Source organism: Pseudomonas antarctica, assembly GCF_001647715.1.
In the GTDB taxonomy this organism is placed as follows: domain Bacteria; phylum Pseudomonadota; class Gammaproteobacteria; order Pseudomonadales; family Pseudomonadaceae; genus Aquipseudomonas; species Aquipseudomonas antarctica_A.
The window spans coordinates 4,895,474-4,919,572 of the sequence record NZ_CP015600.1 but is presented as its reverse complement, the minus strand read 5'-3'; the positions used below and the strand labels follow the sequence as shown (position 1 = coordinate 4,919,572).

Genomic DNA, 24,099 nt, shown 5'->3' with positions numbered 1-24,099 from the left:
TAGTTTGTAGTCGTCGCTTGCTGTTAGGGAAAAACCGCACTGCTGTAACGGCGTGCGGTTTTTTCTTTAGCTCTGAAGCAAAGTGAGCTCTGAAGCAAAGTGTCGTCATCAAGAAAAAGGAGAGTGCTGTGTCGCGTAGACGCGTCGTAGTCACCGGTATGGGTATGTTGTCGCCACTGGGTACGGATGTGCCGAGCAGTTGGCAGGGCATTCTTGCTGGCCACAGTGGTATTGGTCTGATCGAACACACGGACCTTTCTGCCTATTCCACCCGTTTTGGCGGCTCGGTAAAGGGCTTCAATGTCGAGGAATATCTCTCGATCAAAGAATCCCGCAAACTCGACCTGTTCATTCAATACGGCCTGGCAGCCGGTTTTCAGGCGGTGCGTAATGCCGGCCTGGAAGTAACCGACGCCAACCGTGAGCGCATCGGCGTGGCCATGGGTTCGGGTATTGGTGGTTTGACCAATATCGAAGAAACCAGCCGCACCTTGCACGATTCCGGCCCCCGTCGAATTTCACCGTTCTTCGTGCCGGGCTCGATCATCAATATGATTTCCGGTTTCCTGTCGATCCACTTGGGCGCACAGGGACCTAACTACGCCATCGCCACGGCTTGCACCACAGGCACGCACTGCATCGGCATGGCCGCACGCAACATTGCCTATGACGAAGCCGACGTGATGATCGCCGGTGGCGCCGAAATGGCCGCCTGCGGGCTGGGCATGGGCGGCTTCGGCGCGTCCCGTGCGCTGTCGACTCGCAACGATGAGCCGACCCGGGCCAGCCGACCGTGGGACAAGGGCCGTGACGGCTTTGTACTGTCCGACGGTGCCGGTGCGCTGGTACTGGAAGAGCTGGAGCACGCCAAAGCGCGTGGTGCCACGATCTACGCCGAGCTGATTGGCTTTGGTATGAGCGGCGACGCCTACCACATGACCTCGCCGCCGGCCGACGGTGCCGGTGCTGCACGTTGCATCACCAACGCCTTGCGTGATGCGAAGGTCAACCCTGACCAGGTGCAGTACATCAACGCCCACGGCACCTCGACCCCGACCGGCGATTTGGCGGAAGCCGAAGCCATCAAGTCGGTGTTCGGCGAGCACGCGTACAAGCTGGCGGTCAGCTCCACCAAGTCCATGACCGGCCACCTGTTGGGTGCGGCGGGCGCGGTCGAGGCGATCTTCAGCGTGATGGCGATCAAGGATCAGGTCGCACCACCGACCATCAACCTTGATGAGCCGGACGAAGGCTGCGACCTGAACTTCGTGCCTCACGAAGCGCAGCCGATGCCGATCGACGTGGCGATTTCCAACTCGTTCGGTTTTGGTGGCACCAACGGTTCCCTGGTGTTCCGCCGGTTCGCTGAGTGATGCACAGCTGGGTCGACGGTCAGCCAGCGGACAGCGTGCCCCTGAAAGATCGCGGCCTGGCGTATGGCGACGGGCTGTTCGAGACCATTGCCGTCAAGGCCGGGCAGCCAGTGCTGCTCGACCGCCACCTGCAACGCCTCGCTGAGGGTTGCCGGCGCCTCGCCTTGGTTGCGGATCAAACGCTGATCCGCAGCGAAGTGTTGGCGTATGCCGCCGCCCTTGGCGACGGTGTACTCAAGTTGATCCTCACCCGTGGCGACAGCCTGCGCGGGTATGGCATCAATCCCGGCGCTCCGGTGCGCCGTATCTTGCAGGGCAGTCCGCCCGCTACCTATCCCCATGCTCACGGAACCGATGGCATCCGCCTGTTTCCGTGTGCTACTCGCTTGGCCGAGCAGCCGTTGCTGGCCGGTCTCAAGCACCTTAATCGTCTCGAACAAGTGATCGCCCGCGCTGAGTGGCAAGATGCCGAACATGCCGAAGGCTTGATGCTGGATATGTCCGGACGCGTCATTGAGGGCGTTTTCAGCAATCTGTTTCTAGTGCGCAACGGCTTGTTACTAACCGCTGATCTGAATCGTTGTGGCGTTGCCGGGGTGATGCGCGCGGAGGTTCTGGCACAGGCACAGGCGCTGGGCATCCCGTTGGCCGTGGCCGACATCAGCCTTGAGCAGTTGCGGCAGGCTGACGAAGTCTTCGTGTGCAACAGCGTTTATGGCATTTGGCCGGTGCGTGGTTGCGCTGCGATGAGCTGGTCGGTTGGGCCGCTCACCCGTAAACTGCAGGGCATTGTTCGCGCGCTATTGGATATTTGAGTTGATACGAAAACTGGTTTTACTGCTGCAGATCGGCCTGGTCTCGGCAGGCTTGCTGCTGGGCTTCTCGGCCTGGAAGCTCGACTCTGCCTTGAAGCAGCCCCTGAATCTGACCCAGGAACAATTGCTCGATGTGCCTGCCGGGTCGACCCCGACGGGTACCTTCAATCGCCTTGAAGCCGACGGTGTGCTTGATGGCGCTTTCTGGTTACGCCTTTACTGGCGCTTCAACCTCGATGGCCAGCCGCTGCACAGCGGCGAATACCGCATGACGCCTGGCCTGACCGCTGAAGGCCTGATCGGTTTGTGGCAGCGTGGCGAAGTGGTGCAATACAGCCTGACGCTGGTGGAAGGCTGGAACTTCCGTCAGGTACGGTCGGCCCTGGCCAAGCACGAAAAGATCGTGCAGACCTTGTCGGGCCTGAGCGACAGCCAAGTGATGGACAAGCTCGGCCACGCTGGCGTGTTCCCTGAAGGGCGATTCTTCCCTGATACCTATCGCTTCGTGCGCGGCATGACCGATGTCGAATTCCTGAAAAAGGCCTACAACCGCCTCGACGACGTCCTTGCCCAGGAGTGGAGCAAGCGCGCCGCCGATGCGCCGTACACCGACCCTTACCAAGCGCTGATCATGGCCTCCCTGGTAGAGAAAGAGACCGGCGTACCGGAAGAGCGCGGGCAGATCGCCGGCGTATTCGTGCGCCGCATGAAGATCGGCATGCTGTTGCAGACCGATCCGACGGTTATCTATGGCCTGGGCGAACGCTACACCGGCAAGCTGACCCGCGCTCATCTCAAGGAAGCCAACCCCTACAACACCTACATGATCGCCGGCCTGCCGCCGACGCCGATCGCGATGGTCGGCCGCGAGGCGATCCACGCAGCGCTGAACCCGGTGTCGGGCAGCAGCCTGTACTTCGTCGCCCGCGGTGATGGCAGCCATATTTTCTCCGATGACCTGGATGCGCATAATGCCGCCGTGCGTGAGTTTCAGCTCAAGCGCCGGGCCGACTATCGCTCCAGCCCGGCGCCGGTGGTAAAACCATTGGAAGACCCGGCGGCTCCGGCCGATGCGCCGACTCACGCGCCGGTGGTGAAACCATCGGAAGACCCGGCGCCACCTGCCGATGTGCCGACTCAAGCGCCGGTTGAAAAGCCGACCGAGCCTGCGCCGGCCACCGCCGCGCCGCAAAGCCCGCAATGACTCTGACTAAGGACTGCCTGTGACTGGCTTGTTTATTACCCTGGAAGGCCCGGAAGGCGCCGGCAAAAGCACCAACCGCGATTACCTGGCCGAGCGCTTGCGCGCCGAGGGTGTTGAAGTGGTGCTGACCCGTGAGCCTGGCGGCACGCCGTTGGCCGAACGCATTCGTGAAGTGCTGTTGGCTCCAGGTGAAGAACAGATGAACCCGGACACCGAGCTGCTGCTGGTGTTTGCTGCCCGTGCCCAGCACCTGGCTGAAGTGATCCGCCCGGCACTCGCGCGCGGCGCCGTGGTGATTTGCGATCGTTTTACCGATTCCACCTATGCCTACCAGGGCGGTGGCCGTGGCTTGTCCCTGGAGCGCATCGCTGCACTGGAAACCTTCGTCCAGGGCGATTTGCGCCCCGACCTGACCCTGCTGTTCGATCTGCCGGTGGAAGTCGGTATGGCGCGTGCCAGTGCCCGCGGTCGCCTGGACCGCTTCGAGCTGGAAGGGCATGCGTTCTTCGAAGCCGTGCGCTCTGCATTCCTCACGCTCGCCAAGGCTGAGCCGGCGCGTTACTCCCTGCTGGACGCGGCCCAGCCGCTGGCTCAGGTACAACACGCCATTGACGCTCTGCTACCCAAACTCCTGGAGCGCGCCCGTGGCTGAAGCCTATCCGTGGCAGGACAGTCTCTGGCAACAATTGGCCGGCCGCGCCCAGCATGCCCACGCCTATTTGCTGCACGGGCCGATCGGTATCGGCAAGCGCGCATTGGCCGAGCGGCTCATGGCCAGCCTGCTGTGCCAGCGCCCGGTCAATCTGGAAGCCTGCGGCGAGTGCAAATCCTGCCTGTTGCTCAAGGCCGGAAGCCACCCCGATAACTATTTGCTGGAACCCGAGGAAGCCGACAAGGCGATCAAGGTCGACCAGGTGCGTGACCTGGTCAGCTTTGTGGTGCAGACCGCGCAGATGGGCGGGCGCAAGGTGGTCCTGATCGAGCCGGTGGAAGCGATGAACATCAACGCCGCCAACGCCTTGCTCAAGAGCCTGGAAGAACCCTCGGGTGATACGGTGCTGTTGCTGGTGAGCCATCAGTCCAGCCGCTTGTTGCCGACCATTCGCAGCCGCTGTGTTCAACAGGCCTGCCCTTTGCCAAGCGAAGCCCTGAGCTTGCAGTGGCTGGCCCAGGCGCTGCCTGAGTGTTCGCAGGAAGAACGGGTCGAGCTGCTGACCCTGGCCGCCGGTTCACCGCTGGCTGCCGTGAAGCTGCAAGCCCAAGGCGTGCGCGAGCAGCGCGCGCTGGTGGTGGAGGGCGTCAAAAAGCTGCTCAAGCAAGAGCAGTCCGCGACGCAACTGGCCGAAGGCGCCTGGAAAGACATTCCCTTGTTGTTGCTGTTCGACTGGTTCTGCGACTGGTCGAGCCTGATCCTGCGCTACCAGTTGACCCAGGATGAAAGCGGCTTGGGCCTGCCGGATATGCGCAAGGTGGTGCAGTACCTCGCGCAGAAAAGCGCGCAAGACAAGGTGCTGAATATTCAGGACTGGATTCTGGCCCAGCGCCAGAAGGTTCTCGGCAAAGCCAACCTCAACCGCGTGCTGTTGCTTGAAGCGCTGCTGGTGCAGTGGGTCGGCCTGCTCGGCCGCCGTTAATTTCAGTGGCCGACGGGTGTATCGTTGGCCGCATACTTTCCGTGACTCAACTTTCCGGACTCAAGTCGTAACTTCCTATGCTCGTAGATTCCCATTGCCACCTTGATCGCCTCGACCTTGCCCAGCACGGCGGCTCCCTCGATGCCGCCCTTGAGGCAGCGCGCCAGCGCGGAGTAGGGCACTTCTTGTGCATCGGCGTGAGCGCCGAAAACGCTGCCGACGTCAAAGCACTGGCCGATCGGTATGCCGATGTCGATTGCTCGGTAGGCATCCACCCGCTGGACCTCAAGCCCGGTGAAGCACCGGCCCTCGATTGGCTATTGGGCGAACTCAACCACCCCCGTGTGGTGGCCATTGGCGAAACCGGCCTGGACTATCACTACGAGCCGGAGGCCGCCGAGTTGCAGCAGGCCTCGTTTCGCCTGCACCTGCACGCCGCGCAGCAAACCGGCAAACCGGTGATCGTCCACACCCGCGGCGCCCGCGCCGACACGCTGACCCTGCTGCGCGAAGCGGCGTTGCCCCAGGCCGGCGTGCTGCACTGTTTCACCGAAGACTGGGACATGGCCAAGGCCGCCCTGGACCTGGGCTTCTACATTTCCCTGTCCGGTATCGTCACCTTCCGCAATGCCGACGCCTTGCGCGACGTTGCGCGCCAGGTGCCTGCCGACCGCCTGCTGGTGGAAACCGACTCGCCGTACCTGGCGCCGATCCCCCATCGCGGCAAGCCGAACCTGCCGGAATATGTGCGCGACGTGGCGGATTACCTGGCAATGCTGCGGGGTGAGTCGTACGAGCGCTTTGCCGAGCAGACCACCGAGAACTTCAAGCGGTTGTTCCCGCTGGCCCACGTCGCCAGGTAAAGCAGGCAAATCGCAGGCAAAAAAAACCCGGGTTCTGGGGGGTGAATCCGGGCTAAGACCATTAGGAGTAAAACAAGGGCACGCAGTCCGTCGGTACCCAGGTCGACGCGTCACTTGGGGGAGATGCCACGTCGACAGTTGAAGTATTGATCAGTATCGGATTCAGTCCAGTCACATCTGATCGTTTTTTAAACAGATTTGGAATACGCGCGCTTCGCTTGAGTTCTCATTGCGCAGGTGCACAGGGGTAGTTGTTGCGTATTATTTCTGACTGATATCACGCAAATCGTTGGCATGCTGAAAGTAAAGTGCGTCGCGGGTTCACATAGACGTTGCCCAACGACCGTTCAGTCGGGATAATCCCTCGCACCGGGTAAATCGTATCGCCACGTATCCATGGCCCTGCGCAACCCTCCCTATTTCGACCTTTGCAGACCTCTTCCTCATGCACAAAGAACCCCGTAAGGTCCGTGAGTTTCGCCGCCGTGAGCAGGAAATTCTCGACACCGCACTCAAGTTATTCCTTGAACAAGGTGAAGACAGTGTCACCGTCGAGATGATTGCGGATGCCGTGGGTATCGGCAAAGGCACGATCTACAAGCACTTCAAATCCAAGGCCGAGATTTACCTGCGCCTGATGCTCGACTATGAGCGCGACTTGAACGAACTGCTGCATTCGGCTGACGTGGACAAGGACAAGGAAGCCCTGTCCCGTGCCTACTTCGAGTTCCGCATGCGTGATCCGCAGCGCTACCGCCTGTTCGACCGGCTGGAAGAGAAGGTGGTCAAAGGCCATCAGGTGCCGGAAATGGTCGAGGAGCTGCACAAGATCCGCGCCTCGAACTTCGAACGCCTGACCTTGCTGATCAAGGGCCGCATCAGTGAAGGCAAGCTTGAAGATGTGCCGCCTTATTTCCACTACTGCGCTGCCTGGGCGTTGGTGCACGGCGCGGTTGCGCTGTACCACTCGCCGTTCTGGAGCAATGTGCTGGAGGATCAGGAAGGTTTCTTCCAGTTCCTGATGGATATCGGCGTGCGCATGGGCAACAAGCGCAAGCACAGCGCTGAACTGCCAGGCGCTGAGCCGAAGAGTGCCGACACCTCTGCTACTTAAGCTATTCCCGACAGTGATGGCGCAATGAATTACTGCCAGTTGCAGTACCCCAGGAATATACTCAGGCAAGGACCTTGCTAAAAGTTGATTTATAAGTCAGCTTTTAGCTCGCCCGTACAATCCTCTGCCGGAGTGATCCATGATCGTTGATCGTCAAGGCAGGCGGTTTCGCAATTTGCGGATCAGCCTGACCTCAGCCTGCAATTACGCATGTACCTACTGTGTGCCTAACGGCAAGCGGTTGGTGGCTGCCCAGGACGAACTCTCGGCCGAGGCCATGGCCCGTGGCGTGGCTTATCTGATCGAAGCGGCGGGCATCGAGCGCCTGCGCATCACCGGCGGCGAGCCGCTGGTCAGCCCCAAGCTGGAAGCCTTCATGGGCGCGGTGGGCGGGATGGGGCTCAGTGATATCAGCCTGACCACCAATGGCCAACTGCTCGCCCGCAAATTGCCACTGCTGGTGGACGCCGGTATTCGCCGCATCAACGTGTCCCTCGACACTTTGGACGCCGACGCTTTTCGCAGCATCGCCCGTGGCGGTGACTTGGCCACCGTGCTGGACGGTATGGACCAGGCCCGCGCTGCCGGGATCAAAATCAAAGTCAATATGGTGCCGTTGCGCGGGCAAAACCTCGACCAGGTGATGCCGCTGCTCGACTACTGCCTGGAACGCGGCTACGAGCTGCGTTTTATCGAACTGATGCGCATGGGCCACCTGGCCAAGGACTCCAATGCGTTCCTGCAGCAATTCGTCAGCCTGCAGCAATTGCTCAGCCTGATCGGCGAACACCACGAATACCTGCAAGCCAATGCGCCGGTGGACGCCACCGCGGTGCGCTACGAAGTGCCAGGCAAGGGTTTTTTTGGCGTGATCGCCAACGAAAGCGTGCCGTTTTGCCGTACCTGTTCGCGCCTGCGGCTGTCATCCACCGGCTGGTTGCATGGCTGCCTGTCGTCGAGCAACCGTCACTACGTCGGCGACCTGCTGGACAAGCCGCGTCACCAGGCGTTGCCGGCCTTGCAAGGCTTGTTGGTGAAGGCGTTGGGCGATAAACAGGAAGTGGCCTTCTCCGGTGGTGCGACGATCATGAAGATCATCGGCGGCTAGCTCAAACTGGCGTCGACCCTGTGGGCGCGTGCCCGCTCGCACATTTGTTGTGTGTTGTTCTTGAATGGCGCGGATTCTGCATCTTGTGCCCATTCGCCGGTTTTCCGTCACCGGCTTTTGGAGGATTGGGATGCGTAGTCTGGTTTTGTTGCTGGCGTCGTTGACGCTGAGTGGTTGCATGACCATCAGCGATATGGCCGAAGGCACCCGCTATCAGATGAGCGACGCCGGGTTGCTGGACCACAGTGATACCCGCCGTACCGCGTCAGTTCGCATACAGCCGGACTCCTTTGTCTTTATCGCCCAGGGTGCTTTCGTACCGCCGGGCAGTGCCTACCCGCGTCCTAATGTGGTGGCCGAAGAAGCCTTCAACGGCTTCGTCGAATATTTCCCCATGGTGCGCCGCGCCCGCAAGCCTGAAGGCCTGGAACAGGCCATGGCCGAAGCCCGTGGAGCGGGTGCACATTACCTGCTGTATTGCCGTTTTGCGGCAGCCGATGACCGTATCGGCAATGCCGATGAGTGGACCGATCAGCAGGCATTGGACCGTGTGGGACTCGACAGCGGCGTCATCCAGATCATGTTGATCGAGACCAGCACCCAGTATTTGATTGATACTGCGCGCATTCGCAGTCGTGGCGGTTTACTGACGTTCCACGACAACAAGCCAGAAGACCTGATTGCCCGCCCTCTGGCGAAGTACGCTCGGGGCCTGCTGGGCATGAGTGATCAGTAACCCAGCACGTAAATAATGGAGAGCCCATGACCGATTCCGCCAAGGCCAATGATCTATTGGCTCAACTGCCCAAAGGCAAGGGGCCGGCACCGGTGCATCTGTGGAACCCGGATTTCTGCGGCGCTATCGACATGCGTATCGCCCGTGACGGCACTTGGTTCTATCAGGGCACGCCCATTGGGCGTAAGCCGATGGTCAAGTTGTTTTCCAACATCATCCGCCGCGATGGCGATGAGTATTTCCTGGTGACCCCGGTGGAAAAGGTCGGCATCACCGTCGATGATGCGCCGTTTGTCGCGCTAACCCTTGAAGTCGAAGGGCAGGGCGAAAGCCAGGTATTGCGCTTTACCACCAATGTCGATGAACAGGTCGAAGCCGGGCTTGAACACCCATTGCGGGTGGTGATCGACCCGGTCACCCAAGAGCCCGCGCCTTATCTGCGGGTGCGCACCAACCTCGAAGCCCTCGTGCACCGCAACGCGTTCTACCAATTGGTCGAGTTGGCGGTGAGCCGTCCGATCAACGGTCAGAACTGGCTTGGCGTATGGAGCGGCGGGGAGTTTTTCCGCATTGGCCTTGAGCCTTGAGGCCGGTTTTTTCATCTCTCTGAAATAATTCGCTTGCTGCAGGTGGACGCTTTCGGTTATCAATTTGTACATGATTAGACATGTCCGATTTGATAAGAAAAAACGCGTCGTCGACGAGCTCATCCGCCGTATCGAGGGCGGAGTGATGGCCGACGGCTTCCTGCTGCCGGGCGAGCATCAGTTGGCCGAAGAGTTTGCGGTCAGCCGTGGCACCCTGCGCGAAGCCTTGGCTGAGCTCAAGCGGCGCAACTACATCGCCACCCAGAGCGGCGTCGGCTCCATCGTCACCTTCGACGGCATGGTGCTCGACCAACGCAGCGGCTGGGCCCAGGCCCTGGCTGATACCGGCGCGCGGGTCATCACCGACATTCTGCGTTTGGAGGCGGTGACCCGTCCCGACCTGCTCAGCCGATTCGGCAGTGACCAATTCATCGCCCTCGACCGCCGCCGGCGCACCACGGACGGCACTGCTGTGTCCCTTGAGCGCTCGCTGATGCCTGCCGCCGGTGGCCTGGAAGGCTTGCCCCGTGTCGGCCTGATCGACGACTCCCTGACCATTACCCTGGCCGCTTACGGTTATGTCGGCGCCGAAGGTGACCAATGGATCGGCGCAGAGCCTCTCAGCGATGAAGACGCCGAGTTGCTTGGTCGCCCAGCCGGCACCGTGTTTCTCAAGGCTTCGCGCACCACCTACGACCGCCGTGAGCGCTTCATGGAGTACGTCGAAAGTCTGCTCGACCCTCTGCACTTTCGCCTGCACCTGCAGTTTGGAGCTTCAAAATGACCTCGGAAAATCGCGCCCTTGGCGCCTTCTACGGTCTGGCCTTGGGCGACGCCCTGGGTATGCCCACCCAGTCCCTGAGCCGAGAGCAGGTGCAACAGCGTTTCGGTGCCATCACCGCCCTGGAAGACGCCGACGCCGACCAACCCATCGCGCCGAACATGCCGGCCGGCTCCATCACCGATGACACAGAACAGGCGATCCTGGTAGGCGAGTTGCTGGTGGAAGGCCAAGGCAAGATCGAACCGACCGTGCTCGCCCAGCGCCTGATCGATTGGGAAGCCGTGATGCGCGCCAAGGGCTCGCAGGATTTGCTCGGGCCATCGACCAAGCGCGCAATCGACATGATCCTCGCTGGCCACACCCCGGAGGAGTCCGGGCGCTATGGCACCACCAATGGCGCTGCCATGCGCATCACGCCTGTGGGGATTGCCGCGGATGTCAGCGATCCGGCGCAGTTTATCCAGGCGGTGATTCAGGCGTGCCAAGTCACTCACAACACCAGTCTGGGCATTTCCAGCGCGGCGGCCGTTGCGGCGGTGGTCTCGGCGGGTATCAACGGTGTGGATCTGGGAGAGGCGCTGAACATCGGCACCCAAATCGCCCAGCAGGCGGAAGGCCATGGTCACTGGATTGCCGGCGGACGCATCGCCACCCGCATCAGTTGGGCGCGGACCTTGAGCGTCGGCAGCGGCGACAAAGCCCTGTTTGCCGACCTGCTGTACGAACTGATCGGTACCTCCGTCGCGTCCCAGGAGTCGGTAGTGGTGTCGTTTGCCCTCGCACAGCAAGTGGCGGTGGGCGCGATGAATGCCTTAGAGGCCCTGTGCCTGGCCGCCAGCCTCGGCGGCGACACCGACACCATCGCCGCGATTCTCGGCGCCATGTTGGGCGCGTGCCTGGGGATGCAGTGCTGGCCTGAAGAAATGATCGAACAGGTCAAGGCCGTCAATGGCCTGGATTTGCAGCCGTTGGTCCATAGGCTGCTTGATCTGCGCTAAGCACCGCAGCTCAAGGTGGGAGCGGGCTTGCCCGCGATAGCGACCTGTCAGTCACTGATGCACCAACTGGAAGGCCGCTATCGCAGGCAAGCCAGCTCCCACATTAAATCGTAGGTGAGTCAGGACGACCGGTTAAAGCTTTGAGTATCTGCCACAACCACAACAATACAGGCACCAGGAGCACCCCTCATGAGCACCCCTTCTTCCGGCCAAAGCGCCGGGCAATTGGAAACACGTGGTATCGAACCGGTCCCGGAAAGCGAGTGCAACGGCCATCCGCTGCAACTGTTCTGGGTGTGGTTCGCCGCTAACATCAGCATCCTCGGCTTGCCGCTCGGGGCTACTCTGGTGGCGTTTCGTGGCCTGGCAATCTGGCAGGCAATCATCGTCGCTATTCTCGGCGCCGCCGGCTCTTTCGCGGTGGTGGGCATCATCTCCATTGCCGGCCGGCGTGGTCGTGCACCGAGCTTGACCCTGTCGCGCGCGATCTTCGGCGTGCGTGGCAATATCGGCCCGACCATTGTGTCGCTGATGTCGCGCCTGGGCTGGGAAACCGTCAACACCACCACCGCTGCCTTCGTGTTGCTGTCACTGTGTTCGATCCTGTTTCATTCGCCGGTCGAGGCGAAAAGTGCACCGGTTCTGACACTGATATTCATCGCCATTTTCGTGCTGCTGACCTTGTCCGTGTCCGGCCTGGGTCACGCCACGCTGCTGGTGATTCAGAAGTGGGCGACTTACGTATTCGGCGGTTTGAATATTCTGGTGGGCGGCTTCCTCTGCGCAACCATCGACTGGAGTGCGGTGTTCAACGCCACCCCGGCACCGCTGAGCGCGATGATCATTGGCGTCGGCACCATGGCCGCCGGCACCGGTATTGGTTGGGCCAACGCCGGTGCCGACATGTCGCGCTACCAGCACCGCAGCGTCAAAGCTGCGCGCCTGGTGGCGTCTGCCGCATTTGGTGCGGGAATTCCGTTGGTGCTGCTGATCACCCTCGGCGGCCTGTTGTCGGTCGGCAACAACGACCTGGCCTCGGCCACTGACCCGATCATCGCGATCCGCGACATGCTCCCTACCTGGATGGCCGTGCCGTACCTGATCACCGCGTTTGGTGGGCTGCTGCTCTCCAACAACCTTTCGGTGTATTCGGCGGGCCTGACTACCTTGACCCTCGGCTTGAAGGTCAAGCGCGTACACGCGGTCATCGTTGATATTGTGGCGATCTTCGCCGGTTCGATTTACTTCATGCTGATCGCCGACAGCTTCTACGGCCCGTTTATTACCTTCATCTCGCTGCTGGCGGTGCCGATCACTGCGTGGGTCGGGATCTTCGTGGTCGACCTGATTCACCGTCACTACTACAGCGCCAAAGACCTGCTGGACGTGAGCCCAAGCAGTGCCTATTGGTACCGCGGTGGTGTGGAGTGGCGTGCATTCGGCGCCTGGGCTGTGGCGATCGTGTTGGGTTTCAGCTTCACCACCATCGGCACCACCGCCGAAAACATCTGGTTCGCCGGGCCGTTGTCCGACTCCTGGCTGGGCCACAATGGCCTGGGCTGGATTGTCACCTTCCTGGTGGCCGGCGGGATTTATGCCGTACTGGGCGGCGCGGCTGACCGTCGTTCAGCGTTAGTAGAGAGCCCCAATGTCTAGATTGCTGCACACCGGCCAGGTCATCGTCGACCTGGTCATGGCCCTCGATACCTTGCCCGCAACCGGTGGCGACGTACTGGCGCAATCCGCCAGTTTCGAAGCCGGCGGTGGCTTCAACGTGATGGCGGCGGCCCGGCGCAATGGTTTGCCGGTGGTCTACCTGGGGCGCCATGGAGCAGGGCGCTTCGGCGACCTGGCCCGCGCTGCCATGCAGGCCGAAGGTGTGGAGATAGCCCAGGATGCCAGCGACGATAAGGACACGGGTTTGTGCGTGTCGCTGACCGAGGCCACCACTGAGCGCACCTTCATTTCCCACATCGGCGCTGAAGGTGACTTGAGGGCTGAGGATTTGGCGGGCGTATTACCGCGCGCGGACGACTATGTGTACGTCAGCGGCTACAGCCTGTTGCTCGAAGGCAAGGCCCGGGCCTTGCTCGATTGGCTGTTGGCGCTGCCGCGTGAAATCACGGTGGTGTTCGACCCGGGGCCGTTGGTCAAGGCGCCGGATTCGGCGTTGATGATTGCCTTGCTGCCGCGTATCGATATCTGGACCAGCAACGGCCCGGAAGCGCTTGCGTTTACCGGCGCGGGCACGCTGGCCGATGCGCTGCTGGCGCTCAATCGCCACCTGCCTGCCGAAGCATTGCTGGTGGTGCGCGATGGGCCCAATGGTTGCTGGGTGAGCCAGCAAGGCAAGGCTGAGCATGTGCCGGGGTTCAAGGTGCAAGCGGTGGACAGCAACGGCGCGGGCGATGCCCATGCCGGTGTGTTTCTGGCCGGGTTGGCCAAGGGCTTGGCGCCCGCTGCAGCGGCACGCAGGGCCAATGCGGCGGCAGCGTTGGCGGTCACGCGCTGGGGCCCGGCGACTTCGCCCGGGGCTGACGAAGTGGATGCGTTGTTGGCAGAATAGGGCGTACTCAGCACGGAGCAACGCAATGACTCAGAATATCTACGACACGCCTGCCTTCTTCGAGGGCTACAGCAAGATGGGCCGCTCGGTTGAAGGCCTGGCCGGTGCGCCCGAGTGGCCTGCGTTGCAGGCACAGTTGCCGGCGATGCCTGGCTTGAACGTGGTGGACCTGGGCTGCGGCTACGGGTGGTTCAGTCGCTGGGCCCAGGAGCAGGGCGCTGCGCATGTACTCGGTTTGGACGTGTCACACAAGATGCTGGCGCGGGCCAAAGAGATGACCTCGGCGCCCGCTATCACCTATGCAGTTGTCGACCTGGAGCAGCTTGACCTGCCGGCGGCCTCATTCGATCTGGCCTACAGCTCCCTGGCGTTCCATTACATCGTCGACCTCAAGGGCCTGTTCGAGCGTATCCACCAGGCGCTGGTGCCCGGCGGGCGACTGGTGTTTTCCATTGAACACCCTATTTTCATGTCGCCGCGCAATCCAGGATGGCTGGTCGATGATCAAGGCCGAAAAAGTTGGCCGTTGGATGGCTATCAAATCGAAGGGCCACGGGTCACCAACTGGCTGGCCGATGGGGTGATCAAACAGCACCGTACGTTGGGCACGTTGCTCAATCTGTTGATTCAGGCGGGGTTTGCGTTGAGTCATATCGAGGAGTGGGGCCCAAGCGAGGCGGACCTGATTGCGCGGCCAGAACTGGCCGAAGAGCAAGAGCGCCCTATGATGCTGCTGGTGTCGGCCCACCGCTGATCTCACTGGCAAATCGGATCAACCTGTGGGAGCGGGCTTGCTCGCGAATGCCGAGTGTCAGTCGACATCTCAGCTGACTGACCCACCGCATTCGCGAACACGCCCGCTAGCACATGGGTGTCGAGTGCCTGATCTGAGCCTGGTCTAACCCGTCTTTCTCAAGGCCTAGATACGCGCGGCCTTGCGCTTCTTTGCGGCGGTATATTTGGCTTTGCTTCCAAGAGGCATTTCACTAGTCCCACTGGCCCTGCTGCCAGGGCCAGGCCAGACAAAATGGATCAGTGACGGCTTTCACCTTCCAACTTGCGCGCCTCGTCCACGCCGGACGCGGTCAACTTGATCGGCAGGTTCAACGAATATTCACCGGCGTCGTCGGTGGTCACATGCCCATCCTTGATAAGCCCACGGTCCTGCAGGAATGCCAAGACACTGGCAACCTCCTTCTCGCCGCGGTAGTTATCCAGCACCTCCTTGCCCAAACCGTTCGGGTGGGCGTGCAACAGGCGGGTGAGGACTTCTTTTTCAAGGTTTCTATCGACGTTCATGTGTACCTCTTCACTGGGAAATGATCGGGTGTAAGTCGTGCTATCGCTGCATCAAGGCGCGGGTTGTTTCGGTGCGCCAGGGATGTTGTTGTCATCGCCTTTATTGACCTTCGGCTCGTTGCTGATACCCGGGCCCATTTTGCCGTTGCCCACCGCAGCCGGTGCCTGACGCTGGGTGTCGGCGCCTTTGGTGCGTGGGTCAGCGCCGTTGTCGATAATCGCGCCACCATTGGTGTCGAGGCCGGTACCCATCGAATCCTGGGATTCCTGGGTGGCAGGGCTTGGCGGGCTGCCGACGGGGTCAGTCTTGCCGGTCGACGAGGTCGCGGCGAAGGCGCTCAGCGAGGCGGCAGACAGCAGGCCGGTGAGGGCGAGGGCGGCAAACTTGGAATTCTTCATGGGGGTGTCTCCATATGATTAATGTCCTTACCCTTTATTGGTCCGCGCCCGTTTCTGGTTCGTGCCTTGATGGCGACGAACGGTATCAAGTTACCTGTAAGATTTTGTGTGCCGAGCGCTGGCGCCAGATCAACCGCGCCACCGTAATCAGCCAGTTGAGCACGGCCACGCCCAGCACACTCGCCAGCAGCGTCGGCAGGCCGTAGTCGACGATGAGCTTGCCGGCCAGCCAGGGAAACCCGAACACGCCGATAAAGTACGCCAGGCTGAACAGCAGCAGTGCCTGGGACGTAGTGCCGGACGGCGCCTCGCTGGCCACCAGTCCATTAATCACCGAATACGTGAGGCCATATCCAACCCCCAACATGGCAGCCGCCAGCAGGTAGCTGAAGTTACCGCTGACGCCAAAAGCAAACAGCGCGATCGACCCGAGCATGATCCCGGATAACACGCAGGCGGCCCGGTAGGCGTCACGCTTGACCACGTGGCCGGCGATCAACAGGCGGCTGGTGATGGCGGCACTCAGGAAGCCCGCGAAGAACAGCGAATAGTCCAACCCATGGGCCGCTGCATAGCTGGTCTGGAACGAGGACAGCCCGCCAAATACACAGCCACCCAGGCCGACCATCAGGATCGCAAATGCCGCTTTGGATGACAGCACTCGGCGGCTGGAAGCCCAGGAAATTTTCGAGGTGGGCGCATTCGCGTGATGTTTGAGGCGTGCGCCCATGCGCCAGAACATCACAACGCCGGCGAGGCTGGCCAACCCCGCAATATAGAAGGCCGTTGTAAGCGGCAGGTCCAATGCACTGGCGGCTCGCCCGAGCAAAGGGCCGGCGCCGATCCCGCTCAACATGCTGCCCGACAGCAGCGCAAAGTATTTGGCCCGCTGATGGGACTCCACCAGCAGTGTCACGATGATCGGACCCAAGGTGTAGAACACGCCCCAGCCCAACCCCAAGGACAGCCCGAACAGCATCAGGCCTTGACCAAAACCCGGCGTCAGCGCAAACCCCAGGCAGGCCACCACCAGCAACACGCCCATCCCCGCAATAGCCCGTGCAGCGCCCACGGCATCGGCCAAATGCCCGCAAAAAACCACCGCCACGAACGTGCTGAGCATCGCCATGGAAATCACGCTGCCGGCATCATGCTCGTTCCCCCCGCGCGAATGAATCAATAGCGACAGCAGAAACGTCGAGCCGTAGGACAGCGACAACAAGAAGCTGGCAAGGCAGAACAGCGCGAATGTCTTCGCGCCCACCGCAGGCGTGGTGTGCATGAACAAGTCTCGAATCGTTGGATTTATACGCTCTGTTTACCATGCACGACCCGGCGGATTGTTCTGTGGTTGGTGGTGCTCGGGTTACCGCGCGACGGAGTAAAGCACCCCAGTCACCGCGAAATTGCACTGCAATCCGTCATCAAACCGCCTTAATATGTGGGCTTTGAATTTGCCCAAGGCTCGCCCATGACCATCGAGATTCGCCCCGCCGTACCCAGCGATGCTGCGCAGATCCTGACGTTCATCACCGAGCTTGCCGAGTACGAAAAGGCCCGGCATGAAGTGATCGCCAGTGTGGTGGATATCGAGCGCAGCCTGTTCAGCGAGGGTGCCACCGCCCATGGCTTGATCTGTTCGCGGGACGGCTTGCCGATTGGCTTTGCGGTGTTCTTTTTCAGTTATTCTACGTGGTTGGGCAGCAACTGCCTGTACCTCGAAGACCTGTATATCAACCCCGAGCAACGCGGCGGCGGTGCGGGCAAGAAACTGTTGCGCCACCTGGCCCGGATCGCCTGCGACAACGGCTGCGGGCGTTTTGAGTGGAGCGTGCTGGACTGGAACGAGCCGGCGATTGCCTTCTACAAATCCATCGGCGCCCAGCCGCAGGAGGAGTGGGTGCGCTACCGCATGGAAGGTGACGCGCTGCGCGATTTCGCCACCGGCTGAAAACACTTCTCCTAAAGCACCCAAGATCAAAAATGTGGGAGCGGGCTTGCTCGCGAATGCGGTGGTTCAGCCAATGATTTATTGACTGACCCACTGCATTCGCGGGCAAGCCCGCTCCCACATTATTTTTTGATTTTATTCCAATATATGGGATGCAAATTTATATATTGAGATATTTCAAATGATGGGTTTATAGTCGGCTGCATCAGCACTCACTACCAAAAATAAAACAGGTGAAGCGATGCAGCCCCAACCGTTGTCGTTACCCGCCGTCCCCGAGCCTACCTATGGCGAGCGGTTGAAGAACAAAGTGGTGATCATCACCGGTGCCGCCCAAGGCATTGGCGAGGCGATCGTCGCCTGTTTCCAGGCCCAGCAGGCACGCCTGGTGATCGCGGATATCCAGGGCGAAAAGGTCGAAAAAGTCGCCGCGCATTGGCGCGAGCGCGGGGCGCAAATCGTCGCGCAAGCCGTCGACATCACCTCCAAAGAGCAATGGCAGTCGCTGGTCAACCTGGCCATTGAGCGCTTTGGTCGCGTGGATGTGCTGGTCAATTGCGCAGGCGTCAACGTGTTCCGTGACCCACTGCAGATGACCGACGAAGACTGGCGCCGCTGTTTCGCCATCGACCTCGACGGCGCCTGGTTCGGCTGCCGCACGGTGTTGCCATTGATGATCGAACAGGGCATCGGCAACATCATCAACATCGCCTCCACCCACTCCAGCCACATCATCCCCGGCTGCTTTCCCTATCCCGTCGCCAAGCACGGCCTGCTCGGGCTCACTCGCGCCCTGGGCATCGAATACGCGCCCAAGGGCATCCGCGTGAATGCCATCGCCCCGGGGTATATCGAAACTCAGCTCAATGTCGATTACTGGAACGGTTTTCCTGACCCTCACGCCGAGCGTCAGCGCGCCTTCGATTTGCACCCGCCCAAGCGTATCGGCCAGCCGGTAGAAGTGGCGATGACGGCACTGTTCCTGGCGACTGACGAGGCGCCTTTTATCAATGCAACCTGCCTGATGATCGATGGCGGGCGTTCTGTGATGTACCACGACTAAATCCAACAAGAGGTGGTTCATGTTTAAGAAGACACTCGGCACCCTGGCACTTGCGATCGCCTTCAGCGGCTTTGCATCCGCCGAAGAGGTGAAGATCGGCTTTCTGGTCAAGCAAGCCGAAGAACCCTGGTTCCAGACCGAATGGGCCTTCGCCGAAAAAGCCGGCAAGGACCAGGGCTTCACCGTGATCAAGATCGCCGTGCCCGACGGCGAGAAAACCCTTTCCGCTATCGACACCCTCGCTGCCAACGGCGCCAAGGGCTTTGTGATCTGCCCGCCGGACGTGTCCCTGGGCCCTGCGATCATGGCCAAGGCCAAGCTCAACGGTTTGAAAGTGCTGGCGGTGGACGACCGTTTCGTCGACGCCAAAGGCAAGCCCATGGAAGACGTGCCCTACGTCGGCCTGGACGCCTACAAAATCGGCCAGAAACAAGGCGAAGCCATGGCCACCGAAGCCAAGCATCGCAACTGGGACTGGAAGGACACCTACGCCGTCATCAACACCTTTGACGAGTTGGAAACCGGCAAGAAACGCACCGACGGTTCGGTAGAAGGCCTCAAGGCCGCCGGCTTGCCGGCCGACCACATCCTGTTCAGCGCACAGAAAACCCTCGACGTGCCGGGCAGCATGGACGCCACCAACTCGGCCCTGGTGAAACTGCCCAGCGGCGCGAAAAACCTGCTCATCGGCGGCATGAACGACAGCACCGTGCTGGGCGGCGTGCGCGCCACTGAAAGCGCCGGGTTCAAGGCTGCCAACGTGATCGGGGTCGGCATCAACGGCACCGATGCGATTGAAGAACTGAAAAAATCCGACACCGGTTTCTACGGCTCAATGCTGCTCAGCCCTGACGCGTCGGGCTACAAAACCGCCAGCGCGATGTTCGCGTGGGTCACCAAAGGCACCGAGCCTGCCAAGTTCACCGCCCTGGATAACGTAACTCTGATCACGCGCGCCAACTTCAAGGAAGAGTTGAGCAAAATCGGTCTGTGGAAATGACCGGCGCGGCCCTGCGCTTCAACGGCATCGGCAAGGAATTTCCCGGGGTCAAAGCCCTGGCGCAGATCAGCTTTGAAGCGCGGCCGCACTCGGTGCACGCGCTGATGGGCGAGAACGGCGCGGGCAAGTCCACGCTGTTGAAGATCCTCGGCGGCGCCTACATTCCGAGCAGCGGCACCGTGCAGATCGGCGAGCAGACGATGGACTTCAAATCCGCCGCCGACAGCATTGCCAGTGGCGTTGCGGTGATCCATCAGGAGCTGCACCTGGTGCCGGAAATGACCGTGGCGGAGAACCTGTTTCTCGGGCATCTGCCGTCGCGTTTCGGGGTGGTCAACGGCGGCCTGCTGCGCAAGCAGGCGTTGGCATGCCTCAAAGGCCTGGCCGATGAAATCGACCCGCAGGAAAAGCTCGGGCGGCTGTCCCTGGGCCAGCGCCAACTGGTGGAAATCGCCAAGGCGTTGTCCCGTGGCGCCCATGTGATTGCCTTCGACGAGCCCACCAGCAGCTTGTCGGCGCGGGAAATCGACCGGCTGATGGCAATCATCACGCGCCTGCGCGATGAGGGCAAAGTGGTGCTGTATGTGTCGCATCGCATGGAAGAAGTGTTCCGTATTTGCGATGCGGTGACGGTGTTCAAGGACGGCCGCTTCGTGCGCACCTTTGACGACATGGCCACGCTCACCCACGACCAATTGGTGACGTGCATGGTCGGGCGCGACATCCAGGATATCTACGATTACCGCCCGCGCGAACGCGGTGAAGTGGCGCTCAAGGTCGAGGGTTTGCTTGGCCCGGGCCTGCGTGAAGCGGTCAGCTTGCAGGTGCACAAGGGCGAGATCCTCGGGCTGTTCGGGCTGGTCGGGGCAGGGCGCACCGAACTGCTGCGCCTGCTCAGCGGGCTGGTGCGCAGCACGGCCGGGCAACTCGAACTGTGTGGGCAACCGCTGCACTTGCGCTCGCCGCGTGACGCTATCGCCGGTGGTGTGCTGCTGTGTCCGGAAGACCGCAAGAAGGAGGGCATCATTCCGCTGTCCAGTGTGGCCGAGAACATCAATATCAGCGCACGGGGTGCCCATTCCACGTTTGGCTGGCTGTTGCGTGAGGGCTGGGAGAAAGGCAACGCCGACCAGCAAATCAAGGCGATGAAAGTCAAAACGCCGAACGCGCAACAGAAAATCATGTACCTGTCCGGCGGTAATCAGCAGAAGGCCATCCTTGGTCGCTGGCTGTCGATGCCGATGAAGGTGTTGCTGCTCGACGAGCCGACCCGTGGCATCGACATCGGCGCCAAGTCGGAGATCTACCAGATCATCCACAACCTGGCGGCCAGCGGCATCGCGGTGATCGTGGTGTCCAGCGACCTGATGGAAGTGATGGGCATCTCTGACCGCATCCTGGTGATGAGCGAAGGCGTGCTGACCGGCGAGTTGAACCGCGAACACGCGGACGAAGCACAGCTATTGCAACTGGCACTTCCGCGTACGCGGGCTTGAAGAATTCGAGGTGAATGATGTCCCAGGTAAAAACTGCAAAAGGCTTCTGGCCGGGTTTCAACCAGCGCAAGTTTCTGGATGATTGGGTGATGCTGCTCGCCGCGTTGAGCATCTTTGTGCTCAGTGCGCTGTTTATCGACAACTTCCTTTCGCCACTGAACATGCGTGGCCTGGGCCTGGCGATTTCTACGGTCGGTATTGCCGCGTGCACCATGTTGTTCTGCCTGGCGTCCGGGCACTTCGACTTGTCGGTGGGCTCGGTGATTGCCTGCGCCGGGGTGGTGGCGGGGATTGTGATCCGTGACACTGACAGCGTGGTGCTCGGCGTGTCGGCGGCATTGGCCATGGGCCTGGTGGTGGGGCTGATCAACGGGATTGTGATCGCCAAGCTGCGCATCAATGCGTTGATTGCCACATTGGCAACCATGCAGATCGTGCGGGGCCTGGCCTACATCTTCTCCAACGGCAAGGCTGTCGGCGTGATGGATGAGCGGTTCTTCGTGTTCGGTAACGGCCAACTGATGGGCGTGCCGGTGCCGATCATCATCACCGTGCTGTGCTTTGTGTTTTTCGGCTGGCTGCTCAACTACACCACCTACGGGCGCAACACCATGGCCATCGGCGGTAACCAGGAAGCGGCGTTGCTGGCCGGGGTGAACGTTGATCGCACCAAGATCATTATCTTTGCCGTGCACGGCTTGATCGGCGCTTTGGCCGGGGTAATCCTCGCGTCGCGCATGACGTCGGGCCAGCCGATGATCGGCCAGGGTTTTGAGCTGACGGTGATTTCCGCCTGTGTGCTGGGCGGTGTGTCGCTGAGCGGCGGCATCGGCATGATCCGCCATGTGATTGCCGGCGTGCTGATTTTGGCGATCATTGAAAACGCGATGAACCTGAAGAACATCGACACCTTTTACCAGTACGTGATCCGTGGTTCGATCCTGTTGCTGGCGGTGATTATCGACCGCATGAAGCAACGCTGAAAAAACGCACTGTCTCAAGAACACCCGCGATCTAGTGTGGGAGCTGGCTTGCCTGCGATAGCAATGTTTCAGCCTGCCAATTTGCTGGCTGACACGCCCTCATCGCAGGCAAGCCAGCTCCCACAGTGGATCTCCTCTGTTCAGGAGGGCGGCATTTGCCATAATGGCGCCGTTTTCGTACTTCCCAATAGGCCCGATATGCAGGAAAACGCCCACACCCCCGTCAAAGACGCCGCGCCCACCGGCACCCAGACCCTGCTGCGTGGCCTGGGCGTGGTGCAAGCGGTGGCGGCCGGTGCGCGGGATCTGAAAGAGATCGCCAGGCGCATCGGCACCACCCGCAGCACCACCCACCGCCTGGCCAGTTGCCTGGTGGAAGAGCGTTACCTGCGCGTGGTGCCGCAAGTCGGTTACCTGCTGGGGCCGAAGTTGATCGAATTGGGCTTCCAGGCCCGTGAAGAACTGCCTCTGGTGAGCCTGGCCGTGCCTTATCTGGACGAGCTGTCGGCGCTGACCGGCGACACCATCCACCTGGCCATTCGCGAATACGACGACGTGCTCTACCTGCACAAGAATCCCGGCCGCAACGGCCCGGAAATGCGCTCGCGGGTCGGCCATCGCATGCCGTTGGCGCGCACCGGTATCGGCAAGGCGTTGCTGCTGGATGATTCGGTCGAGGAGTGGCAGCGTCTGTACGAAGTCAGCTTGCCTGCCGGCGGGAAAAGCCTGCAATGGCCGCAGCACCCGGAGCAATCCTGGGCGCAGTTCGAGCAGCGCATGCGCGAATACGTGGTGGGGGGTTATGCGTTCGATCTGGAAGACAACGAACCGTCGATCCGCTGTGTGGCGGCACCAGTGCGCGATGCCAGCCGGCGAATCGTCGCCGGCATCAGCATCGCCAGTACCGTGCCCTACATGCCGCTGGAAAAAATGGCCGAGCTGATTCCTGTGATCAAACAGGTCGCAGCCCGGCTGTCAGCGGAGTTGGGCGCAAAGGCCTGATCAGGCCTTCAGGGTCGCCATGTCGATGACAAAGCGGTACTTCACATCACCGGCGATCATGCGGGTGTAGGCTTCGTTGATCTGGCGGATGTCGAGCATTTCGATATCACACGTGATGTTGTGCTCGGCGCAGAAATCCAGGACTTCCTGGGTTTCGGCAATGCCGCCGATCAAGGAGCCGGCCAGCACTTTACGACCCAACACCAGCTTGGCCGCATTCACAGGCGGGTCCACCGGCTCGATCAAACCAACCAGGATATGCACGCCGTCAAAGCGAAGTACGTCGAGGTAGGGGTTCAAGTCGTGTTGTACCGGAATGGTGTCCAGCAGGAAGTCGAAGTGCCCGGCAGCGGCTTTCATCTGCTCGGCGTCGGTGGACACGATTACGTGGTCGGCGCCCTGGCGACGGCCTTCCTCGGCCTTGCTTGCGGAGCGGGTGAACAGCGTCACTTCCGCGCCCATCGCCTTGGCGAACTTGATGCCCATGTGGCCCAGGCCGCCCATACCCAGAATGCCAACTTTGTCGCCAGCCTTCACGCCGTAGTGCTTGAGCGGCGAGTAAGTGGTGATGCCGGCGCAGAGAATCGGCGCGGCGCTGGCCAGGTCGAGCTTGGCCGGGATCTTCACCACGAAGTGTTCGCTGACGACGATGCTGTCGGAGTAGCCGCCCATGGTATTGCTGCCATCGACCCGGTCCGGGGTGGCGTAAGTCATGGTCGGGCCTTCGAGGCAATATTGCTCCAGGTCCGCATGGCAGGCGTCGCAGTGGCGGCACGAGTCGACCATGCAGCCGACGCCAACCAGGTCGCCGACTTTATGCGCGGTCACGCTGGCGCCAACGGCGGTGACTTTGCCGACGATCTCGTGGCCCGGCATCAGCGGGTACACGGCAATGCCCCATTCGTTGCGAGCCTGGTGGATGTCGGAGTGGCAGACGCCGCAGTAGAGGATCTCGATGGCCACGTCATCGGCGCGCGGGCTGCGACGTTCGAAGGACATGGGGGCGAGGGGAGTGGTAGCCGACTGGGCGGCATAACCGATGGCGGTGTACATGAAGAAACCTCGCAAAAGGAATGACTAAGGAGGCGGCGCATTCTCCGCGCCCGGCCTGGCTGCGGCCATGG

The 24,099-nt window shown here is 61.1% G+C and carries 25 protein-coding genes; 21 read left to right on the top strand and 4 right to left on the bottom strand.

Annotation, left to right across the window (positions count from 1 at the left end; all coding sequences use genetic code 11):
- Nucleotides 1-128 precede the first annotated feature (128 nt).
- The 15 genes from fabF (at nucleotide 129) to A7J50_RS22225 (ending at nucleotide 14,536) form a co-directional block, all read left to right on the top strand.
- Nucleotides 129-1,373: a beta-ketoacyl-ACP synthase II gene (fabF, locus tag A7J50_RS22295; protein ID WP_053257561.1), complete on the top strand. Its 1,245-nt coding sequence runs from the start codon at nucleotides 129-131 to the stop codon at nucleotides 1,371-1,373.
- Nucleotides 1,373-2,188: an aminodeoxychorismate lyase gene (gene pabC, locus A7J50_RS22290; protein ID WP_064453755.1), complete on the top strand. Its 816-nt coding sequence runs from the start codon at nucleotides 1,373-1,375 to the stop codon at nucleotides 2,186-2,188. Before fabF ends, pabC begins: the two co-directional genes overlap by 1 nt.
- A gap of 1 nt (nucleotide 2,189) precedes the next feature.
- On the top strand, nucleotides 2,190-3,392 hold the full coding sequence (gene mltG / locus A7J50_RS22285; RefSeq protein WP_064453754.1) for an endolytic transglycosylase MltG: 1,203 nt from the start codon (nucleotides 2,190-2,192) through the stop codon (nucleotides 3,390-3,392).
- Nucleotides 3,393-3,411: 19 nt separating this feature from the next.
- Nucleotides 3,412-4,044 carry a dTMP kinase gene (gene tmk / locus A7J50_RS22280; protein ID WP_064453753.1) on the top strand — a complete coding sequence of 211 codons (633 nt, stop codon included), beginning with the start codon at nucleotides 3,412-3,414 and terminating at the stop codon, nucleotides 4,042-4,044.
- On the top strand, nucleotides 4,037-5,026 hold the full coding sequence (locus A7J50_RS22275) for a DNA polymerase III subunit delta' (RefSeq protein ID WP_064453752.1): 990 nt from the start codon (nucleotides 4,037-4,039) through the stop codon (nucleotides 5,024-5,026). The genes tmk and A7J50_RS22275 overlap by 8 nt, the downstream gene beginning before the upstream one ends.
- 77 nt (nucleotides 5,027-5,103) lie before the next feature.
- Nucleotides 5,104-5,889 carry a TatD family hydrolase gene (locus tag A7J50_RS22270; protein WP_064453751.1) on the top strand — a complete coding sequence of 262 codons (786 nt, stop codon included), beginning with the start codon at nucleotides 5,104-5,106 and terminating at the stop codon, nucleotides 5,887-5,889.
- Between the two features lie 445 nt (nucleotides 5,890-6,334).
- Nucleotides 6,335-7,003, top strand: coding sequence for a TetR/AcrR family transcriptional regulator (locus A7J50_RS22265; RefSeq protein WP_064453750.1), 669 nt, complete (start codon nucleotides 6,335-6,337; stop codon nucleotides 7,001-7,003).
- 139 nt (nucleotides 7,004-7,142) lie between these two features.
- Nucleotides 7,143-8,111, top strand: coding sequence for a GTP 3',8-cyclase MoaA (locus A7J50_RS22260; RefSeq protein ID WP_053257554.1), 969 nt, complete (start codon nucleotides 7,143-7,145; stop codon nucleotides 8,109-8,111).
- A gap of 130 nt (nucleotides 8,112-8,241) precedes the next feature.
- Nucleotides 8,242-8,847, top strand: coding sequence for a DUF4823 domain-containing protein (locus A7J50_RS22255; protein ID WP_064453749.1), 606 nt, complete (start codon nucleotides 8,242-8,244; stop codon nucleotides 8,845-8,847).
- Between the two features lie 26 nt (nucleotides 8,848-8,873).
- Nucleotides 8,874-9,434 carry a DUF1285 domain-containing protein gene (locus tag A7J50_RS22250; RefSeq protein ID WP_064453748.1) on the top strand — a complete coding sequence of 187 codons (561 nt, stop codon included), beginning with the start codon at nucleotides 8,874-8,876 and terminating at the stop codon, nucleotides 9,432-9,434.
- A gap of 70 nt (nucleotides 9,435-9,504) precedes the next feature.
- On the top strand, nucleotides 9,505-10,218 hold the full coding sequence (locus tag A7J50_RS22245; protein ID WP_064453747.1) for a GntR family transcriptional regulator: 714 nt from the start codon (nucleotides 9,505-9,507) through the stop codon (nucleotides 10,216-10,218).
- Nucleotides 10,215-11,216 (top strand): ADP-ribosylglycohydrolase family protein, encoded by a 1,002-nt coding sequence (locus A7J50_RS22240; RefSeq protein ID WP_064453746.1) that lies wholly within the window; start codon nucleotides 10,215-10,217, stop codon nucleotides 11,214-11,216. The genes A7J50_RS22245 and A7J50_RS22240 overlap by 4 nt, the downstream gene beginning before the upstream one ends.
- A gap of 189 nt (nucleotides 11,217-11,405) precedes the next feature.
- Nucleotides 11,406-12,872: a purine-cytosine permease family protein gene (locus A7J50_RS22235; RefSeq protein ID WP_064453745.1), complete on the top strand. Its 1,467-nt coding sequence runs from the start codon at nucleotides 11,406-11,408 to the stop codon at nucleotides 12,870-12,872.
- The gene (locus A7J50_RS22230; protein ID WP_064453744.1) at nucleotides 12,865-13,782 is read left to right on the top strand and encodes a PfkB family carbohydrate kinase; all 918 of its coding nucleotides are present in this window, start codon (nucleotides 12,865-12,867) and stop codon (nucleotides 13,780-13,782) included. The genes A7J50_RS22235 and A7J50_RS22230 overlap by 8 nt, the downstream gene beginning before the upstream one ends.
- Nucleotides 13,783-13,807: 25 nt before the next feature.
- Entirely contained in the window at nucleotides 13,808-14,536 is a 729-nt protein-coding gene (locus A7J50_RS22225; RefSeq protein WP_064453743.1) for a class I SAM-dependent methyltransferase, read from the top strand.
- A 278-nt stretch (nucleotides 14,537-14,814) separates the two neighbouring features.
- Here A7J50_RS22225 and A7J50_RS22220 read toward each other — a convergent pair whose 3' ends face one another.
- The 3 genes from A7J50_RS22220 to A7J50_RS22210 all read right to left on the bottom strand — a co-directional run bounded on the left by A7J50_RS22220 (nucleotide 14,815) and on the right by A7J50_RS22210 (nucleotide 16,762).
- Nucleotides 14,815-15,081 (bottom strand): hypothetical protein, encoded by a 267-nt coding sequence (locus A7J50_RS22220; protein ID WP_064453742.1) that lies wholly within the window; start codon nucleotides 15,079-15,081, stop codon nucleotides 14,815-14,817.
- Between the two features lie 51 nt (nucleotides 15,082-15,132).
- Complete coding sequence (locus A7J50_RS22215) at nucleotides 15,133-15,480, bottom strand: hypothetical protein (RefSeq protein ID WP_064453741.1); 348 nt, start codon at nucleotides 15,478-15,480, stop codon at nucleotides 15,133-15,135.
- Between the two features lie 85 nt (nucleotides 15,481-15,565).
- Nucleotides 15,566-16,762, bottom strand: coding sequence for an MFS transporter (locus A7J50_RS22210; protein WP_064453740.1), 1,197 nt, complete (start codon nucleotides 16,760-16,762; stop codon nucleotides 15,566-15,568).
- A 189-nt stretch (nucleotides 16,763-16,951) separates the two neighbouring features.
- Here A7J50_RS22210 and A7J50_RS22205 point away from each other — a divergent pair, with 189 nt between their 5' ends.
- From A7J50_RS22205 to A7J50_RS22180, 6 genes are all read left to right on the top strand, one after another.
- Entirely contained in the window at nucleotides 16,952-17,431 is a 480-nt protein-coding gene (locus A7J50_RS22205) for a GNAT family N-acetyltransferase (protein WP_064453739.1), read from the top strand.
- A gap of 241 nt (nucleotides 17,432-17,672) precedes the next feature.
- Nucleotides 17,673-18,494, top strand: coding sequence for an SDR family oxidoreductase (locus A7J50_RS22200; RefSeq protein ID WP_064453738.1), 822 nt, complete (start codon nucleotides 17,673-17,675; stop codon nucleotides 18,492-18,494).
- Nucleotides 18,495-18,513: 19 nt separating this feature from the next.
- Complete coding sequence (locus A7J50_RS22195; protein ID WP_064453737.1) at nucleotides 18,514-19,494, top strand: substrate-binding domain-containing protein; 981 nt, start codon at nucleotides 18,514-18,516, stop codon at nucleotides 19,492-19,494.
- Nucleotides 19,491-20,990: an L-arabinose ABC transporter ATP-binding protein AraG gene (araG, locus tag A7J50_RS22190; RefSeq protein WP_064453736.1), complete on the top strand. Its 1,500-nt coding sequence runs from the start codon at nucleotides 19,491-19,493 to the stop codon at nucleotides 20,988-20,990. Before A7J50_RS22195 ends, araG begins: the two co-directional genes overlap by 4 nt.
- 17 nt (nucleotides 20,991-21,007) lie before the next feature.
- The gene (gene araH / locus A7J50_RS22185; RefSeq protein WP_017138344.1) at nucleotides 21,008-21,973 is read left to right on the top strand and encodes an L-arabinose ABC transporter permease AraH; all 966 of its coding nucleotides are present in this window, start codon (nucleotides 21,008-21,010) and stop codon (nucleotides 21,971-21,973) included.
- Nucleotides 21,974-22,171: 198 nt separating this feature from the next.
- Nucleotides 22,172-22,975 (top strand): IclR family transcriptional regulator, encoded by an 804-nt coding sequence (locus A7J50_RS22180; RefSeq protein ID WP_064453735.1) that lies wholly within the window; start codon nucleotides 22,172-22,174, stop codon nucleotides 22,973-22,975.
- On the opposite strand, the gene A7J50_RS22175 is transcribed toward A7J50_RS22180, so the two are convergent.
- A complete protein-coding gene (locus A7J50_RS22175) occupies nucleotides 22,976-24,028 on the bottom strand; it encodes an NAD(P)-dependent alcohol dehydrogenase (protein WP_064453734.1) in 1,053 nt (350 codons plus the stop codon).
- Between the last annotated feature and the right edge of the window lie 71 nt (nucleotides 24,029-24,099).

Bases quoted from the DNA above. Each gene is read 5' to 3' on its own strand.
- pabC (WP_064453755.1), top strand. From the start codon at position 1,373: ATGCACAGCTGGGTCGACGGTCAGCCAGCGGACAGCGTGCCCCTGAAA.
- A7J50_RS22270 (WP_064453751.1), top strand. From the start codon at position 5,104: ATGCTCGTAGATTCCCATTGCCACCTTGATCGCCTCGACCTTGCCCAG.
- A7J50_RS22265 (WP_064453750.1), top strand. From the start codon at position 6,335: ATGCACAAAGAACCCCGTAAGGTCCGTGAGTTTCGCCGCCGTGAGCAG.
- A7J50_RS22260 (WP_053257554.1), top strand. From the start codon at position 7,143: ATGATCGTTGATCGTCAAGGCAGGCGGTTTCGCAATTTGCGGATCAGC.
- A7J50_RS22255 (WP_064453749.1), top strand. From the start codon at position 8,242: ATGCGTAGTCTGGTTTTGTTGCTGGCGTCGTTGACGCTGAGTGGTTGC.
- A7J50_RS22250 (WP_064453748.1), top strand. From the start codon at position 8,874: ATGACCGATTCCGCCAAGGCCAATGATCTATTGGCTCAACTGCCCAAA.
- A7J50_RS22245 (WP_064453747.1), top strand. From the start codon at position 9,505: ATGATTAGACATGTCCGATTTGATAAGAAAAAACGCGTCGTCGACGAG.
- A7J50_RS22240 (WP_064453746.1), top strand. From the start codon at position 10,215: ATGACCTCGGAAAATCGCGCCCTTGGCGCCTTCTACGGTCTGGCCTTG.
- A7J50_RS22235 (WP_064453745.1), top strand. From the start codon at position 11,406: ATGAGCACCCCTTCTTCCGGCCAAAGCGCCGGGCAATTGGAAACACGT.
- A7J50_RS22230 (WP_064453744.1), top strand. From the start codon at position 12,865: ATGTCTAGATTGCTGCACACCGGCCAGGTCATCGTCGACCTGGTCATG.
- A7J50_RS22225 (WP_064453743.1), top strand. From the start codon at position 13,808: ATGACTCAGAATATCTACGACACGCCTGCCTTCTTCGAGGGCTACAGC.
- A7J50_RS22220 (WP_064453742.1), bottom strand. From the start codon at position 15,081: ATGAACGTCGATAGAAACCTTGAAAAAGAAGTCCTCACCCGCCTGTTG.
- A7J50_RS22215 (WP_064453741.1), bottom strand. From the start codon at position 15,480: ATGAAGAATTCCAAGTTTGCCGCCCTCGCCCTCACCGGCCTGCTGTCT.
- A7J50_RS22210 (WP_064453740.1), bottom strand. From the start codon at position 16,762: ATGCACACCACGCCTGCGGTGGGCGCGAAGACATTCGCGCTGTTCTGC.
- A7J50_RS22205 (WP_064453739.1), top strand. From the start codon at position 16,952: ATGACCATCGAGATTCGCCCCGCCGTACCCAGCGATGCTGCGCAGATC.
- A7J50_RS22200 (WP_064453738.1), top strand. From the start codon at position 17,673: ATGCAGCCCCAACCGTTGTCGTTACCCGCCGTCCCCGAGCCTACCTAT.
- A7J50_RS22195 (WP_064453737.1), top strand. From the start codon at position 18,514: ATGTTTAAGAAGACACTCGGCACCCTGGCACTTGCGATCGCCTTCAGC.
- araG (WP_064453736.1), top strand. From the start codon at position 19,491: ATGACCGGCGCGGCCCTGCGCTTCAACGGCATCGGCAAGGAATTTCCC.
- araH (WP_017138344.1), top strand. From the start codon at position 21,008: ATGTCCCAGGTAAAAACTGCAAAAGGCTTCTGGCCGGGTTTCAACCAG.
- A7J50_RS22180 (WP_064453735.1), top strand. From the start codon at position 22,172: ATGCAGGAAAACGCCCACACCCCCGTCAAAGACGCCGCGCCCACCGGC.
- A7J50_RS22175 (WP_064453734.1), bottom strand. From the start codon at position 24,028: ATGTACACCGCCATCGGTTATGCCGCCCAGTCGGCTACCACTCCCCTC.